The sequence below is a fragment of the Cobetia sp. 5-11-6-3 genome, assembly GCF_013374055.1.
Classification (GTDB): domain Bacteria; phylum Pseudomonadota; class Gammaproteobacteria; order Pseudomonadales; family Halomonadaceae; genus Cobetia; species Cobetia marina.
Genome location: NZ_BLWJ01000008.1, coordinates 132,903 through 150,857, shown reverse-complemented (window position 1 = coordinate 150,857; position 17,955 = coordinate 132,903). Strand labels below are relative to the sequence as shown.

The following is a 17,955-nucleotide window of genomic DNA, read 5'->3' as shown; positions in this document are numbered from 1 at the left end:
TCAGTTCCTGCCTCGCCGGCTCTCGCCGGGGCGCAGCATGCGCACCCGGGCCTTGGGAGTACGACGTGGCAGCATCGGCGGCTCGGGGGGCTGGTCGATCTTCATCGAGGCCTCGAGCTTGCTGAGCCCCACTGAGCCCCCCAGGGTGGTGGCGAATTCGGCGTCACCCTGCTCGCGCTGATTGTCTGAGGGCGTGCCCGACGTGCGGGGTTCACCACTCGCTGACAGGTCCGGTGGCGGGATGATGACCCAGGCGAAGGTCGGCAGCGTCAGATTCCAGTAGATGGCCGGAAGTCGAATCATCAATACCATCACGATGGCCGCGCCTGTCGCCCAGGCAAGCGGCATCCCGAGCTCGAGCAGCGCGATATAGAGAATCCCGCCCGCCAGCGACGCCGAGGCGTAGATTTCCTGACGCAGCACCATCGGCACGCGGCGCGCCAGTACATCCCGGATCATGCCGCCTGCCACGCCACTCATGGTGCCCATCACCACGACAACGATGCCCTCTACCCCCATCATGCGGGCCTTGTGAGCGCCCAGCACGGTGAACAGCGCAAGGCCGAAGGCATCCGTCACGGGCAGAAAGACCCGCGTCAGACGGTGGATGTAGTGAAAGCCCAATGTCGCCACGCCCACCGTGAGCAGGATCACCCAGAGATAGACCGGCTGCTCGACCCAGAACACCGGTCTGATGCCCAGCACCAGATCACGCAGGGTGCCGCCGCCGATACCGGTCACGGCGCCGAGCACCAGCATGCCGATCGGGTCCATCCGCGAACGACAGGCCACGACGACGCCTGTCAGCGCGAAGATCATCACACCGGCCAGATCCAGCCAGGTTATCCAGTTCATACCCATAGCATCCTCAGACGACGAAACTGTCATTCATGCGCCACACGCGAGCGTGATGGCCGTTCATTCAGCGGCCAGTCCGCGACGCGCCGTCACGCTGGGTGCCTCACCGAAACGCTGTTGATAGGCACGAGAAAAGTGCGCCAGATGGGTGAATCCCGTGGCAAAGGCCGCCTGGGAGACACTGACCCGACTGTCGGCGAGCACCCGCTGCGCATGATCCAGACGCATGCCGAGATAGCATTGCTTGGGGGTCTCGCCGAATTGCGCCACGAACAGGCGCGTCAGCTGGCGCTGTGACTGCCCCGCGAGCCGGCAGACCACCGGAATGGGCAGGGCCTGGGCAAGATTGGCCTCCATCACCGCCAGCGCCCGCACGACACTGCGCGGCAACGACGAATCGCGCGGAGTCGGGCTCTCCACGTTCACGGCCGTGCGCTGGTGCATGATCTGACGTCCCACGGCATCGGCCAGCGAAGGGCCATAGAGCCGCTCGATCCAGGCCAGCATCATGTCGATGCTGGCCGCCCCGCCGGAGCCGGTCAGACGCTCACCCTGCCATTCATAAGGGGCCGAGCTGACGTCCAGCTCAGGAAACTCCTGCTGAAAGGCCGGCACGCTTTCCCAGTGCAACGCCACCGGATGCCCCGCCAGCACACCGGCCCGCGCCAGAATGAAGGGGGCGGTATCCAGTCCCCCCAGCCAGGCACCATGGGCCGCCAGCCAACGCAGCACGGCACGCGACTCACTGTCGACACTCGCTTCTGGCTCATAGGACGACACCACCATCAGGCGCATCCGGGCCATGGATGCCGAGGCCTGTTCACACACCGCTTCCGATGCCTGGCGGGGCTCCCACGTCATCAGCTGATCGAGGCGACCATCGACATCGATACGGACCCCATTGCTGGCCACCACCGCCTCACCATCCGCTGACAACAGCCGCCAGGCGAACAGATCCCGCCCGAAGCGATTGGCGACCCTCAAGGGCTCGAGCAGGCAGAACAGCGTCAACATCGAGAAGCGCGGTACCAGCCAGACATTCAGCGTATTCTCGGCGGCGCCGGGCGCCAGAACGGGCGGTGAGTCCGGCCGCGGGTAGGGATGCGCGCCAGTGCTCAAGGGCTTCATGTCCAGCGCGGTCGGGGTATCAGGCATATGGCGATTTTCATCAATCCTTCGGCGGTTTTCATCAAACGATAATGACATTGGGGAAAAGAGACCAGTGACCTGTGCAGAATCGCGGCTTTCGATCGTCTGTCACCTGCCATCATCGCATCGCGCCTGATGACATAACGCATCACTCAAGCCACGCGAGTGATTCCATATGGCATCAGAACATCGACCTTGGGCGTAGCGACCTTAGGCGAAAACTCAATAAAAACCCATTGAATTCAGTGGCTTGAAAAGAGCAAGAAACTGGCATGCCATTTGCTATCCATCATGACAGGAGGCGCCAACCAGCGCCCCTCCCCATGTCATCAAGGACAGGATATCGCCATGAGCATCGCCAGCTTCAAATCCGCCCACCGCCTGATAACGGGCCAACAGGCCTCATCACGCCTCAGTGAAGAAATCCTTCGCCTGGGCATGCGCTGCCCGATGGTGGTCACCGACCCCGGTGTGCTGGGATCGGGTACCCTCAAGCCGATCACGGATCAGCTCGATGTACTGAAGGCCAATGGCCAGCTGACCCATTACCGCATCTTCAGCGAGGTCAGTGCCGAGCCGGAAGTGCACATCGTGGAGGACTGCATGAGCGTCTACCTCGAGGCGCAGTGCGATGGCCTGATCGCGCTGGGCGGCGGCAGCGCCATGGACATCGCCAAATGCGTGGCGGTGTACGCCACCCATGACGGCGATCTGGAAAGCCTGTTCGGGGAAGACAAGGCCCGTGTGCGTGGTGCACCGCTGATCGCGATGCCGACCACGGCAGGCACCGGCTCCGAAGTCACCAACATCGGCATTCTGTCTGACACCGAAGCACGCATGAAGAAAGGTATCGTGAATGACTACCTGCTGCCGGACGTCGCCATCGTCGCCCCGGAGCTGACGGTCAGCTGTCCCCGCCATGTCACTGCCGCCAGCGGCGTCGATGCTCTGGTGCATGCCATCGAGGCCTACCTGTCCAACTTCGCCACGCCCATCACCGATGCGCTGGCCATCAAGGCCATGCGCCTGATCATCAAGGCATTGCCCAAGGCCTATGCCAATCCCGGCAATCTCGAGGCGCGTGAAGCCATGGCCACGGGGAGTCTGCTGGCAGGCATGGCCTTCGGCAATGCGGGGGTCGGGGCGGTCCACGCCCTGGCCTACCCGCTGGGCGGGCGCTACCACCTGCCCCATGGCGTGACCAACGCCCTGCTGCTGCCGCATGTGATGCGCTGGAATGCGCTGGCCTGCGTCGAACGCTTCCGGGATATCGCAGAGGCACTGGATACTGCGCATCATGCACTCAAGGATGAGGCCGCGGCCGAACTGGTCGTCGAGCGCCTGCACCAGCTGTGCCGAGACGTGGACATCCCCAGTGGCCTGCGCCATTTCGACATTTCCGAAAAGGATATTCCTTCGCTTGCGGCAGATGCCGTCAAGGTGGAACGCCTGCTGCGCAACAATCCGCGCCAACTGACCCAGCACGACATCGAGTGCATCTATCGCGCTGCCTGGTGAAGCCCGCCAGGCATGAGCACTGCCCCTTCTCGTGAACACCATCTCCACCCCAGGTGAAGATGAATAACGATAACAACAGGAACGCCATCATGAGCCACTGGAAAACCCGCCAACCCGGAGAGGAAAGCCCCTACTACGCTCTGGGGCCTTTCAAGATTCGCCTGCCCTTCCTGCACTACCGATTCGAGCTGCCCGACTATCTGCAGGGACTTCTGATGTGCGCGGTGGATCTCGCCGCCATCCCGCTGATGACGGAGCTGCTGGGCATGCCGTTTGAAGCCGCCCTGGCCATCGTGATGCTCAACGGGCTGCTGTATCTCGTTCACCATCTGCTGGGCGACCCGGTCATTCCCGGCTGGATCACGCCGGCCATCCCTCTGCTGATGGCCTATGTGGCCACCTTCCCCGAGGGCGAGACGCGGGTGCATGCCCTGATCGCCTTCCAGCTGATGCTCGGGATACTGGCCATCGTGCTCGGGCGAACGGGGCTGGCCAGCAAGGTGGTCAACCTGATTCCCTCGGCCATCAAGGCCGGCATCATCATGGGGGCAGGCCTGGCCGCGATCAGCGTGGTCTTCAAGGAAGGCGGACGCTTCGACACCTATCCCATCACCATCAGCATCGCCGTGGGTCTGGCGTTCTACATCATCTTCTCGCGCCACTTCGCAAGGCTGAAGACCTCGAATCCGTTCTGGGGCAACCTGGGCAAGCTGGGGATCTTCCCGATCATCCTGCTGGCGATCATCGTCGCACCGCTGGTCGGCGAGGCCGCCTGGCCTGACGTGCAGTGGGGCTTCAGTCAGCCGGACTTCGTGACCATGTTCAGCCAGTACACCGTCTTTGGCGTGGGCTTGCCGCCGCTGTCGATGTTCCTGACCGCCCTGCCCACCGTACTGGCCGCCTATATCGTGCTGTTCGGCGATGTCCTGCAATCCAAGGCGCTGGTCGAGGAAGCCGATGAGTCACGGCCTGACGAGAAGATCGACTACGACGCCAACCGTGCCCACATGATCTTCGGTGGCCGCAATACGCTGATGAGCCTGTTCGGTCCGGACGTCACCATGTGCGGGCCGCTGTGGGCCGCCATGCAGGTCGTCGTGGTCGAGCGCTACAAGGAAGGCAAGCAGGCGATGCACTCGCTGTTCGGGGGCTCAGGCTCCTTTCGCTGGGGCACGAATACCGGCCTGCTGTTGCTGCCCATCGTCAGTCTGGTCCAGCCCATTCTGGGGATCGCGCTGGCGCTGACCCTGTTGATCCAGGGTTATGTCAGCGTGCGACTGGGGATTCTCGAAGCCCGCAGCCAGCGTGACCTCGGCATTGCCGGCGTGATCGCCGCCGTTCTGGTGATCAAGGGCGCCGCCTGGGCCTTCGGAATCGGGATCGCCCTGTGCCTGTTGATCTACGGCAAGCGCTTCTTCTCGGGGGAAAACGACGAGACCTTCAGCCGCGATATCGGCAAGGGCGATATCGACGCTCCCGCCAGTGACGTGACGCCAACCGTTTCCACGACATCCTCGCATTGACGTATCGTAACCCCATGGCCCCCCGCCGCCTGAGCGCGCGGGGGCTTCTGTCAGGGGAACCCTCAATGCAGAACGTGGAACAGGATCTCAAGCTGGAAGCGGCGCTGGCACTGCTGGAACGTCAGTCACTGGAGGCCGTCGAGGTCATCGACACTCGCGGCGAGGTGATCGGCGTCTTGACGCGCCAGGAAGTGGAATCCGCCGCCGAGCGCAAGGAACGCCTCGCCCGGTCGAATCAGCGCACCCTCGCCGCCGGGCCGGACGGCCCACCGGACACCGCCACGGACCTGCTGGCCGAGGTTCCGGTGCAGCGAGTGCTGGATGCCTTGCACGACGGGGTCTACATCACCGACGCCCTCGGGGTGACCGTGGCCATCAACCAGGCCTATGAGCGCATCACGGGGCTCAAGCGCAGTGATGTGCTGGGCCGGCACATGCAGGAACTGGTGCGCAGAGGCTATATCTCCAAGTCGGTCTCTCTGGAGGTCATTCGGGACGGCAAGCCCGTCACTCTGGTCCAGAGCCTGCACGATGGCCGCAAGATCCTGGTCAGCGGCCTGCCCATGCACGCGCGGGATGGCACCTTGAGTCACGTCGTCACCAGCGTGCGTGATATCACCGAATTGCTGCGCGCCAAGCATGCCCAGGAACAGCTTCGCCAGCTGCACTCCCTGCACGAGACCTACAGCGTCAACGCCGGTACCGACGAGCAGGCACTGGAACTCGTCACCAGCGAGGCCACGGCCGCTTGCTTCGCGCTGGCAGAACGCGTGGCCGCCACCGATGTGAAGGTCCTGATCCAGGGCGAGACGGGCACGGGCAAGACATTGCTGGCCCGCTATCTTCACGAGCACAGCGAGCGCTCTGCCGGTGTGTTTCTGGAACTCAACTGTGCCGCCCTGCCCGAAGGACTGCTGGAGGCGGAACTGTTCGGCTATGCGCCCGGGGCCTTCACCGGTGCCAATGCCCGGGGGAAACAGGGGCTGTTGGATGTGGCCAATGGTGGCACGCTGTTTCTCGACGAGATTGGCGACCTGCCACTCTCGCTGCAGGCCAAGCTGCTGAAGGTCGTCGAGGAGCAACGTTTCATGCCCGTGGGGGGAACCGAACTCAGGCGGACCAACGTGCGCCTGCTGACCGCGTCACATCATGACCTGGCCGCTCGCGTGAGGGAGGGGCGCTTTCGCGAAGACCTCTATTATCGCCTCAGCGTCGTCCCCATCACGCTGCCCCCGCTTCGCGAGCGCCGTGGTGAGGTCATCCCGCTGCTACGCCACTATCTGGGTCACTTCTGCCAACGTCATGCCCGCGTTCGCCACTTCGATCCCGAGGTGCTGGAACTGCTGGCCTCGCATCAGTGGCCGGGCAACATCCGTGAGCTGATCAACCTGGTCGAGCGACTGGTCGTCACCACCGACCAGACGCTCATCACCACGGACATGCTGCCCGCAGAATGCCTGGGGCCAGGCGGTCTCGCGGCCCCCTCTGCCGCTGCGACGATACCTGCCGGAGTGCGCGAGAACCACGCCACTCTCACGCAATGCACCCAGGCCCTGGAGCGGGAACTGATCCACCGGGCGCTCGAGCGACATGCCACGACGCGTGCTGCCGCTTCCTCGCTGGGCATCAATCAATCGACACTGGTCAAGAAGATGCAGAAGTACGCCATCAGGCGTCAGCGGTGACCGGGGTCTCGGGCAGCGAGCGAGGTGACAGCACGCAGCGGTCCCTGCCTCTGGCCTTGGCGTGATAGAGCGCTTCATCCGCCTGATTCAGGATATTCTCGAAGTCGTAATCCTCCCCGCTGCCTGCGGCGGAGACCCCCACGCTGATGGTGACGATCCCCTGCTGCGGATTGCCCGCATGCGGTAGCGCCAGTCCGCTGACATGCTCGCGAATCTCCTCCGCTCGCGCCAGCGCCGCTTGCGGGGAGCAGGATGGCAGCAGCACCACGAACTCCTCCCCCCCGAAACGCGCCACGATGTCGACATCGGGGTGCACGCTTTCGAAGATGGCCGTCGCGATGCGCTTGAGGCAGACATCGCCTTTCACGTGACCGTAGTGATCGTTGTAGGCCTTGAACTGATCGACATCGATCATGGCGACGCCGTACTGGAGTCGGCGATCGACCTGCTTGCCGATGAGGGAACTCACCAGGCTGTCGAAGTGGCGGCGGTTGTAGACTTCCGTCAGGGGGTCGATGGAGGCAAGTCGCCGAAACTCTTCATTCTTCTCCGTGAACTCCTCGACCCGCAACTGCTCGCGCAGCAGCAACAGGTAGGAAAGCCGCTCGGCCTTCTCGCTGCGCAGATTGGAGATGATGGAAAACAGCGTGATGGAGAAGAACACCATCAACGCCATGAACCCTGCCGACTCATAGGGGGCAGGATGGGCGGTGACCAGGTACAGCATCACGCAGAAATGGAAGGCCGAGGAACACAGGGCGTACCAGAAACGCAGCTGGAACAGGACATTTCCCACCAGCACGATGAGCCCGAGCGCGAACAGATCCAGAAAGGAATGCGGTGACACTGACAACTGGATCAACAGGGCCGTGAAGATCATCGCGAAGCACACGAGAGCGGTCATCAGCATCTCGCGCAACACCGGCGTCACACCGCGCTTGAGCAGGTAGATGCAGAGCAACGCGATGGGCGTCATCACTCCGACCCGGATGATGATGGCTTCCAGCATGTGATCCGGCCGAAAGCGCCAGTCATTGATCAGAAACAGCACATAGATGCTGATCGCCACCGCCCCCATGCAGACAAGCTTGTGACTGCGCTCTGCGTGGATGTCCCGCTCGAACCGCGCCTCGATCTCGTCCGGGAAGTCGATCCCCAGCCCGCCGTTGCGGTGTATCTGCCTGTCCACCTGTACCATCAGATCATTCATCCACGCCCCCTCCCTTGAGGACAGTCAATCAATGATCACACTCTATACAAGGCGACACCGGTGAATAAGGCATGAGGACCAAACGTGACAATCGTTCACGCTTGTCAAACGATTGTCCAAATATTCGAGACCACGGACATTGCCCCCACGCCCCGGCGGGTGGGACGAGGCGACGAGGTCCCTCCCGTCTCGCTCGTCATCCGTGATTCTCCCCCTGCAGGCAACAATCGGCAGTGCGCCCTCAGCGATCGGCAGGCGATGAAAAGCGCCACGGCGCGGCAATCCGGAAGAAGCGCCGCGTGACGGCCTCGTCCACGGGACGCGTGATCAGCGAGACCAGCACGAAGACCGGCAGATTGAGCATCAGGCCCCAGAAACCGGCGTGAATCCCGAGCGGATGCGGCCAGACGATGGTCAACAGCACCGTGACGACAAAGCCGGCGCAGATGCCTGCAGCCACCCCGGCGGCCGAGGCACGCGGCCAGAAGAACATGCCGAGAAACGCCGGCAGCACTTGGGAGGCAAAGCCCAGCCCGATCAGCAGGATCATCACCAGATTGCCCGGTTCGATGATGGCCAGCGGCGCGATGATCAGAAACATCACCGGGAAGATGAGCCACCGTGCCCATTGGCCGGCGCGTTCATCACTGAGCTTGAGCCCGGGCTGCAGCACATCCCGACTCAGGCTCAGGGCTACCGAATGGATGAAGGGCTCGCTGGAGGACATCGAGGCAGCCAGCGTCCCCGCCCCCAACAGCCCCACCAGCCAGACCGGCATGTTGGCCATCGCGTACTCCAGCACCACCGTATCGGCACGCTCAAGCTCGGGCAGGCTGAAGATGCCGATGAAGCCCACCACCACCAGCGGCAGGATCACCACGTAGTAGGTCGGCAGCCAGCTGGCGCTGCGGCGGATGGTCTGCGCGGAGGAGGCGCTCATCCATTGCGTCCACACCGGCGGCATGAAGGACAGCATCGAGACGATGATCGAGGTGGTCCAGAAGCTGAAGCTCATGTCGCCCCCCGCCCCCGGCAGGCGGAGATACTCGGGATGTGACCGCTCGAGGCGCTCGAACACTCCGCTGAAGCCCCACTCCCCCGTGGCCAGGTGCGCCGCCCACAGGCCGATGACCCATGCCACCACCACCATCAGCACGCCCTGGAAGACATTGGTACGCCCGATGGCGCGCTGACCACTGACGAACAGATACACGGCGATCGCCGCAAGCACCAGCAGCACGCCGGCCCACAGCGGGATACGCCCCCCGCTCATCACCAGCAGGATGTAGGCCGAGCCGATGGTCTGCAGCACCGCATAGGCCACCGAGGCGATCGACATCACCAGCGCCGAGAGCGCACCGAGTGCGGGGCTCTGATAGCGATCCGCGATCGCGCTTGCCTGGGTGACATGCCCGAACTGCTCACCGAACTTCCACACCTTGGGCCCGAAGTACCAGGCCACCAGCGCCAGATAGGCCAGATAGATCGCGACATAGAAGACCGGCACTCCCTTGCTGTAGGCCCAGCCCGGCGCGCCCATGAAGGTGTAGGCACTCACGCTGCCCGCCGCGATCAACAGATACAGTGTCATCGGCCCCATCGAGCGGCCGGCCACGCCCCACTGCTCCAGCGAATCCATGCGTCGGCCGCCGCGCGCGCCCAACCCGATCAGCATCGCCAGCGCGATATAGCCCAGGGTCATCATCAGCGGCACGCTGCCCTGCCAGGACGTGAGGGTCAGTGACTCACTCATGTGTCGCCCTCTCATCCTCGCGCGGTGCGCCATCCTCCTCATCCGGCAACAGACGATTGCCCAGCAGCATGGCCCCGCTGCAGGCGAAGATGATCAGGTAGCTCCAGAGGATCAACGACGGCATGCCCCACAGCGAGCTCTGCTGATTGACCCAGCCGATCACCGGCCAGATACCCAGCGCGATCAACAGCAGAAAGACCGCCAAGAGACTCCAGCCCCGCCAGCTGGCAGGCATGACGACGCATGGCAGGCATGACGTGGAGGCAACCTCGCCGGTGTCCGGCGCGGAGGAAGGAGAGGAAGACGACGAGGTGTCAGGCGTAGCCAAGACAAGCTCCGATATGAACAGGGAGTGAATGAAAAATCTCGGCGCGCAGTGTAGCCGCTTGAAGCGCGGCTGGGGAGTTGCCATGAGGATAAAAGGTCTGACCGCCGGGGATGTCAGTGGCCATGCTCAAGCGCCTCACCCGGTCAGAGTCAGGTCAGAATCAGGGCAGAGTCCGGTCATGCGGATGCGATGAGTCTCCACCAGCGCTGAATGGAGGGCATCGGCTGGCTGTGGTAGCGTTCGCGCGATCTTTCATCAGACAAGACGCATTCAACCGAGGAGCATCGAGAGGTGCTTGATCCCCAGGCCTCCTGTGCAGAAATTCTGCCGAGAGCCACCTCTTGAGACGCCTCGCCCACTTGCAGCGCGCTGAGCGAGCTCTCCCTCATCTACCGACAAGGCATTGGTACCGTGACCCCCATCTTCGAAAAGGACATTCGATATTTCACTCGGCACGAACAGGACTATGTCGCCCCGATCCGCAGACGCAAGCGGTATACCGCCTGGAGCCTGGCGCTGGTAGGCATCCTGCTGGTGGGTCTTTCATGCGTATTCCTGATGGCGCCATTGCTCTTCCCGGCGAAGGACAGCCTTCCCTGGCCTGCCGACCTGGTGGTGATCGTCATCGTGTGGGTGGGCCTGTTTCTCATGAGCCTGCCCTACCACGCCCGTCATGGCATGCCACCGACGGCAGGACGGATGACCGGGCAGCTTGAGGAAGTGACATCCTCGACCCCCACTACCCCTCCGGACTCGATCATCGAGGACAGATTTCAAAGACAGGGATGGAAACAGACACATGAAGGCATCAGCTATCACTCCAGCAACCCCAGAAAGATCACCACTCGCCACTACTATCTGGGCAATACCCGCCTGATCTTGCCGCCCGGGGCTGATGACATCGTCCGTCCAGCCCTTGGCGAGGAGATATCCGTCATTGGTGCCCATGTTCCTGACGGCGTATCGCCACCGTTTCGGACTCTCTTCCCGTTCTTGAGACTCGCGCGCCAGGGAAGCCCTGACCACGGCTACATGGTCGTGCTGCAATATGACGACAAGATCAACATCGATGGTGTCCTCGAGAAGTACGGCAAGCACTTCTTCTGGCGACGCAGGATGAGGAAACCTCTGCTGGCTCTGGTCATGGTGCTTCTGCTCATGCTGCCTTTCCTCTCTTCCCTCATCATCGCCCTCATCGATCACTTCTCCGAGGGGCTGGGCCCCTGGTTGACCTACCCCTGGTGGGCCGCATGTCTCTGCCTGGTGCTGTCCTTCCCGGTGATCTATCTCAAGACCCGAAAGGCGCTGATCGGCAAGAGCGACAGGATCGATTATCAGGAGCAGCTCAAGGGCTGATGGATACACGGCTCAAGAACACGCAGCTCAACACAGCAACGCCGGGCCTCGATGAGGCCCGGCGTTCTTGAGGCGAAAGACTGTCCTGACTGGCTCAACCGACGATGGCGTTGAGCAGCAACAACGTGATGATGGAAATGGCCCAGGCGAGTGTCGTCGGCAGGGTCAGCACCAGCATCTGATGCTTGGTGCTCTTGACGCCGAGCATGCGATTGACGACCCAGAAATAGCTGTCATTGAAGTAGCTGAAGAACATCGCGCCGATACAGGCGGCCTGCGCGGCCAGCACCATGTTGACGTCCGGCATGCCCATCAGGATCGGCGCGGAGATCGAGGCCGCGGTAATCATCGACACCGTGCCACTGCCCTGGATGAAGCGCACCAGCGTTGCGATGATGAACGGGATCAACAGCGGCTGAAGCCCCAGTGCCGCGACCTGCATGGCGATGTAATCGCCGCCGCCACTGGCACGCAGTACCGAGCCCAGTGCACCACCGGCACCGGTGACCAGCAGGATGATCCCCGCCGTCTCGACGCCCTTTTCCAGATGATCGAACACTTCCTGTTTGGGGGTCTTCGGCATCAGGCCATAGATGGCGACCAGCACGCCGATGCCCACGGCGATCACCGGGTTGCCGATGAAGGCGATGGTACTGGTGAGCGCATTGCTGGTATCGCCCATCACGGCACTGACCAGCGTGTTGAGGAAGATCAGCGCGATGGGCAAGCCGATCGGCATGCAGGACATCAGCAGGGACGGCAGCTCCGATTCAGGCAGCATGCTGTCGGTGTCATGCTTGACGCTACCTTCGAAACCACCCGGCTGGGCCTCCAGCATCGCCTCGATGCGCGGGCCCATGATACGGGCGTAGATCACCAGTGCGATCAGCGCAGGAGCGGTGATCACCAGGCCCCAGCCGATCATCAGACCGATGTCGACACCGAAGATACCCGCCACGCCCAGCGGACCCGGGGTCGGTGGCACGCTAGAGTGGGTGATGATCAAGCCAGCCGCCAGCGCGATGCCCAGACCGATCACCGAGCGTCCGCTGTTGCGCGCCAGTGAACGCACCAGCGGGTTGAGGATGACGTAGGCCGAATCACAGAAGATCGGGATGGAGACGATGTAGCCCGTCAGCGCCATCGCGGCCTCTTCCTTGTTCTTGCCCAGCAGAGTGAGGATGGCATAGGCCATGCGCTGTCCGGCACCGGTCACCTCCAGCACACGCCCCATCATCACGCCGAAGCCGATCACGAGACCGATGGTGGAAAGCGTCTTGCCAAAGCCGGTAGTGATGGCACTGATGACCTCATTGGGCGGCATGCCACCGATCAACCCCGCCAGAGAGGCGGCGATGATCAAGGCCAGCAAGGCATGCACGCGGGTCTTCAATACCAGATAGATCATGACGAAGATGGCGATACCCAGGCCGATGATGACCTGTGGCCCCGCGACGGCGGCGTCTGTCATGGGTGATGCTCCTGTCGATTGTTATTGTGTGGCGTGCGGTGTCGGCGCTGCCGGCTGGCATGTCACCGATCGTTGTTATTGACGTACGGGTGTGACGATCAGGTCTGGCAAAGGTGTCTGGCGAGCTCGTCCTGGATGAGATGCCCGAACGCTGGCTAGGCGATGGCGCTCTCGTCGCGGTAGGCATTGAGAATCTCGTGCAGGTCGGCATCGCCGACGAAGCCCAGAGAACGCGCCTTGCGGGTGTCAAAGCGCGCCGGCCAACTGCCGACGATGGCGGTGATCCGCGGGTCAGGCTCATGCTTGACGAGGGCCAGCGCCTGCTCGCCGGCGATGTCTGCCAGCGCCTTGAGCATCTCGGCGACGCTGACGGTGATGCCCGGCAGCATGAAGCAGCGAGAGAGGCCGAATTCCGCCGCCGGCACTTCCGCACCCTGGATCAGGGCCGCGACCACCCGACGCGGCGACATCACGAACATCTCAAGCTCGGTCGGTACCGGGCAGATGGCGGTTTCGCCATTGAGCGGTTCGCGCAGGATTGAGGAGGCGAAGCTCGAGGCCGCCGCGTTGGGGCGCCCCGGGCGCACGATGATGGTGGGCAGGCGCAGCACGCAGCCATCCACCAGACCGCGACGGCTGTAATCATTGATCAGCAGCTCCGACATCGCCTTCTGAGTGCCGTAGGAGTTCTGCGGCACCAGGGCAGTCATGTCGCTCAGCGTCTCGGGGAGATCACCGCCATAGGCGGCGACCGAACTGGCCATCACCAGTCGGGTATCGCTCAACCCGCGTGCCGCGCAGCCTTCCAGCAGCAGGCGAGTCGCGTCGAAATTGACGCGCATGCCGAGTGCCAGATCCGCCTCGGCCGCCGAACTGACCACGGCTGCCAGGTGATAGATCACCGCAGGCTCACCGGCCAGGCAGCGATCAAGCACCTCGGCATCGGCGATGTCGCCGGCGACGATCGCGACATCCAGCGAGGTGGCCGGTTCGGCTGCCAGACATGACGCCGCCTCGGGACGTGGCGCCTCGATCTGATCCAGCAGGGTCAGGCGTGACAATGGCTGGCCGTTCAGGCTGCCCTTGTCGATCAGGGCCTCGGTCAGGCGCTGACCGAGGAATCCGGCGGCGCCGGTAATCATGACGTGCATCGTGTGGACTCCTTGCCAGCCGTCGGCATGACGGCCCATGGCGTGTTGTCGTTGTTGTGGTTGTGGGCGTTATTGGTGTTATCGGCGTTGTTGCTGGCTTGTCTGATGATCAGGCGGTGCCGGACTGGCCGTCGTTGAGCCCGAAAGCCTGTCCCCAGCCGAGGCCTGCGCGCGTTTCACCCCGCGGACGATATTCACAGCCGATCCAGCCGTCGTAGCCCAGGCTTTCCAGCCGGGCGAACAGCGCCGGATAGTGCACTTCCCCCACGTCCGGCTCGTGACGGTCCGGCACGCCGGCGATCTGCACATGGCCCATGTGTGCGAACTGCGCTTCCAGATTGCGGATCAGGTCGCCCTCGACGATCTGGCAGTGGTAGAGATCGAACTGCACCTTGAGGTTGGCGGCGCCGACCCGGGCGAGAATCTCGCGTGCCTGCGCCTGGCCACTCAGATAGAAGCCGGGCATGTCGCGCGGGTTGATCGGTTCGATCAGCAGTGTCTTGCCGACCTTCTCAAGCTCTGCGGCGGCGTAACGCAGGTTGCTGAGGTAGGTCTCGGTGCAGCGCGCGCGCATGGCGTCATCCGCATCCTCCGGCACCAGCCCCGCCATGGCATGCACGCGGGGACAGTCGAGCGCTTCGGCATAGCGAATCGCCTCTGCCACCGAGGCCCGAAACTCCTCCTCGCGGCCCGGCAGACAGGTCAGGCCGCGCTCACCGGCCTCCCAGTCGCCCGGCGGCAGATTGAACAACACCTGCGACAGCTGGTGTGCATCGAGCCTTGCGCGCAGTTCTTCCGGGGCATAGGCATAGGGGAAGAGATATTCGACCCCGCGAAAACCGCTGTCGGCCGCAGCCGCGAAGCGATCGAGAAAATCATGCTCGGTGAACAGCATGCTGAGATTGGCGGCCAATCGGGTCATGTCAGATCCTTGGATGTCACAGATGAAGAGGTCATCACTCAGGGGCGTCCGAATCTGGCTTCGAGTTCCGCCACCTGTTCCGGGGTCATCCCACGTGGGTTCTTGCCCTGCAGCAGCAGGAACAGCTTGGCGGTTTCCTCAAGCTCTTCCGTGGCATAGACCGCCGCTTCCAGGGTCTTTCCGGCCACGACGGGGCCATGATTGGCCAGCAGCACGGCACAATGCTTGCCGGCCAGGCCACGCACGGCATCGCCCAGCGCGGGGTCGCCAGGCATGTAGTAAGGCACCAGCGGCAGCTTGCCGACCCGCATCACGTAATAGGCCGTCAGTGGCGGAATGCACTCACACGGATTCACGTCCGGCAGGCAGGACACCGCCACCGAGTGGGTCGAATGCAGGTGGACGATGGCACCGGACTGCGGGCGCTCGTCATACATGGCGCGATGCAGGAAATGCTCCTTGGTCGGGGTATCGCCATCGATCAATACGCCCTGAGCGTCGAGTCGCGAGATGCGCGCCGGGTCCAGGCGCCCCAGACAGGCATTGGTCGGCGTCATCAACCAGCCGCCATCGTCCAGCCGCTGGCTGATGTTGCCGCTGGAGCCCATGGTCAGGCCGCGGTCGAACAGTGACTTGCCGTAGGTGGCGATCTGCTCGCGCAACATGTTGATGTCGTGCCGTGACTGACTCATGCGGTCTCCTCGCGAGGATTCATGGCATCGAGGACATCGAATGCCCGGGTAAAGAAGTCTTCGCCGCCGAAGTTGCCGGACTTGAGAGTCAGCGAGAGCATCGCCTCCGGCTGCGAGGGGCCGGCGGCCGGGTGCGGTGCCTGTGTCCAGGGCACGCCGGGGTCGATCTGACCGCCGATGCGCAGCTCACGGATGTCGAGTGCCGAGACCACCGCGCCGGAGGTTTCTCCCCCCGCCACCAGCAGGCGACCGACCCCTTCCGCGACCAGCGTGCTGGCCAGACTGGCCAGGGCGCACTCGATGAGTTCACCGGCCTGCTTGACGCCCAGTGACGCCTGCGCCGCCTTGACGCCTTCCGGCTCGGCAGAGGCGTAGATCAGAAATGGCCGGGGGGCCGCCGCCGCCAGTTGCTCACGGGCGAAGTCGAGTGCCGCCTCGAAGTGGGCATCGCTCGCGTTGAGCTTGACGGGGTCCAGCGCGAAGGCGGCATGCTGCTGGGTGAAGTGCGCCACCTGCTTGAGCGTCATGCGCGAGCAACTGCCGGACAGCACCATCGCGGCGCCCTGCGCCGGGGCCAAGACCGCCGCATCATCGATCTGCGCAAGCCAGCCCTTGCGGCGGTACTGGGCAGGCAAGGCCTGCGCGAGGCCAGAGCCGCCGGTGACCAGCGCGTGCTCCACCAGCGCCTCGGCCAGTACCTCGAGATCACGCTCGTCGAGGCTGTCGCAGACCACATGACGCACTCCTTGCGCCTTCAGCGTGGCAAGTCGCTCACCAGCAGCCTGCGCTCCCTCACTCAGCGTGGCGTGGTTGAGCAGCCCCACACCATGGGGCGTCTGGCGTGATAGCACGCGCACGATGTCGGCATCGGTCATCGGGTTGAGGGGGTGATGCTGCATGCCGCTGTCATTGAGCAGACGGTCACCCACGAACAGATGCCCCTGATAGACACTGCGCCCGTTGATCGGGAACGCCGGCACGAAGGCGGTCTGTGTGCTGTCCAGCGCCTCCAGCAGCGCATCGGCGACCGGGCCGATATTGCCCTCCGGCGTGGAATCGAATGTCGAGCAGTACTTGAAGAACAGCTGGCGCGCGCCCTGGGCTTTCAGCCATTCAAGCGCCGCCAGCGATTCACTGATCGCCTGATCCACCGGGCAGCTACGCGACTTGAGCGCGATGACCACGGCGTCCACTTCGCTGAGATCCAACCCGCTCCCCGTCCCTTCCTGCGGCGCATCCTGGGGGACCCCGATCACCTGCACGGTGCGCATGCCGGCCCGTACCAGGTTGTTGGCAAGATCCGTCGCGCCGGTGAAGTCGTCGGCGATTCCGCCCAGTACGATCGCCATCACTGCGCTCCTTCATCATTGGCGGCCGGCAGGCTGAAGCTGCCGAGACGCTGATAGACCTTGATGACGGCCGAGTCGTCCTCACGCCCGAAACCGGCGCCACTGGCAGCGGTGAACTGCTGCAATGCACTGCCGGCCACCGGCATGGCAAGCTTCAGCTCGCGGCCGGTGCTGTGCACGATGTTCAGGTCCTTGACGAAGATGTCGACGGCCGACAGCGGCGTGTAATCGCCCTTGAGGATGTGCGGCACGCGATTCTCGAACATCCAGGAATTGCCCGCGGAGTGGGTGATGACGTCATACAGGGTGTCGGGGTCAATCCCCATGCTCATGCCCAGCGCCATGGCTTCAGCCGCCGCCGCGATGTGCACGCCGGCGAGATGCTGGTTGACCAGCTTGACGCTGGAGCCCGGCCCGGCGCAGTCGCCCAGCCGATAGACATTGGCCGCCATCGCCGCCAGCACGCGTTCCGCCTTGACGTAAGCCGCGTCGCTGCCGGAGGACATCACGGACAGCTCACCACTGCGTGCCTTGACGGCACCGCCGCTGATCGGGGCGTCGAGCAGCTCCAGCTGCATGCCGTTCAGGCGGGTTTCCAGTTCACGCGCGAAGCTCGGCGCCACGGTGGCGCACTGGATCACCAGGCTACCCGGTGCGAGTCGCTCGGCCAGCCCCCTCTCGCCCTGGGCCCCGAACAGCACCTGCTCGACCTGATCGGCATTCACCACCACCAGCACCACCACCTGACACTCGGCTGCCAGTTCCAGCGGTGAGGCCACCGTGCGCCCCCCTGCCGCGTCAAACGCCTGACAGGCACCAGGCGAGATATCACAGCCGATCACGTCCAGGCCTGCTTCCAGCATGGCGCGCGCACTGCCCATTCCCATCGCGCCGAGGCCGACAAGGCCGATCACTGGTGAAGTCGTTACTGCTGTCATCTGGCGTCTCCCGCTGAACCTGTTCCGAGTGACGATCAAGGCGGCCTCTTTC

The 17,955-nt window shown here is 63.6% G+C and carries 15 protein-coding genes; 4 read left to right on the top strand and 11 right to left on the bottom strand.

Annotated features, from left to right (window positions below):
* Both HXS66_RS13780 and HXS66_RS13775 read right to left on the bottom strand, forming a co-directional pair.
* On the bottom strand, positions 1 to 855 hold the full coding sequence (locus HXS66_RS13780; RefSeq protein ID WP_084208437.1) for a trimeric intracellular cation channel family protein: 855 nt from the start codon (positions 853 to 855) through the stop codon (positions 1 to 3).
* 63 nt (positions 856 to 918) lie between these two features.
* Positions 919 to 2,013, bottom strand: coding sequence for a GlxA family transcriptional regulator (locus HXS66_RS13775; protein WP_255303267.1), 1,095 nt, complete (start codon positions 2,011 to 2,013; stop codon positions 919 to 921).
* Positions 2,014 to 2,355: 342 nt separating this feature from the next.
* Here HXS66_RS13775 and HXS66_RS13770 point away from each other — a divergent pair, with 342 nt between their 5' ends.
* From HXS66_RS13770 to HXS66_RS13760, 3 genes are all read left to right on the top strand, one after another.
* Positions 2,356 to 3,525 (top strand): iron-containing alcohol dehydrogenase, encoded by a 1,170-nt coding sequence (locus tag HXS66_RS13770; protein ID WP_077371205.1) that lies wholly within the window; start codon positions 2,356 to 2,358, stop codon positions 3,523 to 3,525.
* A gap of 89 nt (positions 3,526 to 3,614) precedes the next feature.
* Positions 3,615 to 5,048, top strand: coding sequence for a hypothetical protein (locus tag HXS66_RS13765; protein WP_176503847.1), 1,434 nt, complete (start codon positions 3,615 to 3,617; stop codon positions 5,046 to 5,048).
* Positions 5,049 to 5,113: 65 nt separating this feature from the next.
* The gene (locus tag HXS66_RS13760; protein WP_176503846.1) at positions 5,114 to 6,733 is read left to right on the top strand and encodes a sigma-54-dependent Fis family transcriptional regulator; all 1,620 of its coding nucleotides are present in this window, start codon (positions 5,114 to 5,116) and stop codon (positions 6,731 to 6,733) included.
* Here the strand turns inward: HXS66_RS13760 and HXS66_RS13755 are convergent.
* The 3 genes from HXS66_RS13755 to HXS66_RS13745 all read right to left on the bottom strand — a co-directional run bounded on the left by HXS66_RS13755 (position 6,717) and on the right by HXS66_RS13745 (position 9,931).
* Positions 6,717 to 7,943, bottom strand: a complete 1,227-nt coding sequence (locus HXS66_RS13755) for a diguanylate cyclase (RefSeq protein ID WP_084208434.1) — start codon at positions 7,941 to 7,943, stop codon at positions 6,717 to 6,719. The two genes, HXS66_RS13760 and HXS66_RS13755, sit on opposite strands and share 17 nt — an antisense overlap.
* A gap of 241 nt (positions 7,944 to 8,184) precedes the next feature.
* On the bottom strand, positions 8,185 to 9,696 hold the full coding sequence (locus HXS66_RS13750; protein WP_176503845.1) for a sodium:solute symporter: 1,512 nt from the start codon (positions 9,694 to 9,696) through the stop codon (positions 8,185 to 8,187).
* Complete coding sequence (locus tag HXS66_RS13745; protein WP_176503844.1) at positions 9,689 to 9,931, bottom strand: hypothetical protein; 243 nt, start codon at positions 9,929 to 9,931, stop codon at positions 9,689 to 9,691. The genes HXS66_RS13750 and HXS66_RS13745 overlap by 8 nt, the downstream gene beginning before the upstream one ends.
* A 504-nt stretch (positions 9,932 to 10,435) precedes the next feature.
* On the opposite strand from HXS66_RS13745, the gene HXS66_RS13740 reads away from it, so the two are divergent.
* Positions 10,436 to 11,380, top strand: a complete 945-nt coding sequence (locus tag HXS66_RS13740; protein ID WP_176503843.1) for a hypothetical protein — start codon at positions 10,436 to 10,438, stop codon at positions 11,378 to 11,380.
* A gap of 94 nt (positions 11,381 to 11,474) precedes the next feature.
* On the opposite strand, the gene HXS66_RS13735 is transcribed toward HXS66_RS13740, so the two are convergent.
* The 6 genes from HXS66_RS13735 to ltnD all read right to left on the bottom strand — a co-directional run bounded on the left by HXS66_RS13735 (position 11,475) and on the right by ltnD (position 17,903).
* The gene (locus HXS66_RS13735; RefSeq protein ID WP_176503842.1) at positions 11,475 to 12,851 is read right to left on the bottom strand and encodes a GntP family permease; all 1,377 of its coding nucleotides are present in this window, start codon (positions 12,849 to 12,851) and stop codon (positions 11,475 to 11,477) included.
* Between the two features lie 155 nt (positions 12,852 to 13,006).
* Positions 13,007 to 14,002: a D-erythronate dehydrogenase gene (gene denD / locus HXS66_RS13730; protein WP_176503841.1), complete on the bottom strand. Its 996-nt coding sequence runs from the start codon at positions 14,000 to 14,002 to the stop codon at positions 13,007 to 13,009.
* Positions 14,003 to 14,111: 109 nt separating this feature from the next.
* A complete protein-coding gene (otnI, locus tag HXS66_RS13725) occupies positions 14,112 to 14,924 on the bottom strand; it encodes a 2-oxo-tetronate isomerase (RefSeq protein WP_176503840.1) in 813 nt (270 codons plus the stop codon).
* A gap of 38 nt (positions 14,925 to 14,962) precedes the next feature.
* The gene (gene otnC / locus HXS66_RS13720) at positions 14,963 to 15,616 is read right to left on the bottom strand and encodes a 3-oxo-tetronate 4-phosphate decarboxylase (RefSeq protein ID WP_176503839.1); all 654 of its coding nucleotides are present in this window, start codon (positions 15,614 to 15,616) and stop codon (positions 14,963 to 14,965) included.
* Positions 15,613 to 16,965, bottom strand: a complete 1,353-nt coding sequence (otnK, locus tag HXS66_RS13715) for a 3-oxo-tetronate kinase (protein ID WP_176503838.1) — start codon at positions 16,963 to 16,965, stop codon at positions 15,613 to 15,615. Before otnK ends, otnC begins: the two co-directional genes overlap by 4 nt.
* The gene (gene ltnD, locus HXS66_RS13710) at positions 16,965 to 17,903 is read right to left on the bottom strand and encodes an L-threonate dehydrogenase (protein WP_176503837.1); all 939 of its coding nucleotides are present in this window, start codon (positions 17,901 to 17,903) and stop codon (positions 16,965 to 16,967) included. The genes otnK and ltnD overlap by 1 nt, the downstream gene beginning before the upstream one ends.
* Between the last annotated feature and the right edge of the window lie 52 nt (positions 17,904 to 17,955).

Excerpts from the sequence above, each read along its gene's own strand:
- otnI (WP_176503840.1), bottom strand. The coding sequence starts at position 14,924 with ATGACCCGATTGGCCGCCAATCTCAGCATGCTGTTCACCGAGCATGAT.
- HXS66_RS13750 (WP_176503845.1), bottom strand. The coding sequence starts at position 9,696 with ATGAGTGAGTCACTGACCCTCACGTCCTGGCAGGGCAGCGTGCCGCTG.
- otnK (WP_176503838.1), bottom strand. The coding sequence starts at position 16,965 with ATGGCGATCGTACTGGGCGGAATCGCCGACGACTTCACCGGCGCGACG.
- HXS66_RS13760 (WP_176503846.1), top strand. The coding sequence starts at position 5,114 with ATGCAGAACGTGGAACAGGATCTCAAGCTGGAAGCGGCGCTGGCACTG.
- ltnD (WP_176503837.1), bottom strand. The coding sequence starts at position 17,903 with ATGACAGCAGTAACGACTTCACCAGTGATCGGCCTTGTCGGCCTCGGC.
- HXS66_RS13780 (WP_084208437.1), bottom strand. The coding sequence starts at position 855 with ATGAACTGGATAACCTGGCTGGATCTGGCCGGTGTGATGATCTTCGCG.
- HXS66_RS13765 (WP_176503847.1), top strand. The coding sequence starts at position 3,615 with ATGAGCCACTGGAAAACCCGCCAACCCGGAGAGGAAAGCCCCTACTAC.
- HXS66_RS13770 (WP_077371205.1), top strand. The coding sequence starts at position 2,356 with ATGAGCATCGCCAGCTTCAAATCCGCCCACCGCCTGATAACGGGCCAA.
- otnC (WP_176503839.1), bottom strand. The coding sequence starts at position 15,616 with ATGAGTCAGTCACGGCACGACATCAACATGTTGCGCGAGCAGATCGCC.
- HXS66_RS13755 (WP_084208434.1), bottom strand. The coding sequence starts at position 7,943 with ATGAATGATCTGATGGTACAGGTGGACAGGCAGATACACCGCAACGGC.
- HXS66_RS13745 (WP_176503844.1), bottom strand. The coding sequence starts at position 9,931 with ATGCCTGCCAGCTGGCGGGGCTGGAGTCTCTTGGCGGTCTTTCTGCTG.
- HXS66_RS13735 (WP_176503842.1), bottom strand. The coding sequence starts at position 12,851 with ATGACAGACGCCGCCGTCGCGGGGCCACAGGTCATCATCGGCCTGGGT.
- HXS66_RS13775 (WP_255303267.1), bottom strand. The coding sequence starts at position 2,013 with ATGCCTGATACCCCGACCGCGCTGGACATGAAGCCCTTGAGCACTGGC.
- denD (WP_176503841.1), bottom strand. The coding sequence starts at position 14,002 with ATGCACGTCATGATTACCGGCGCCGCCGGATTCCTCGGTCAGCGCCTG.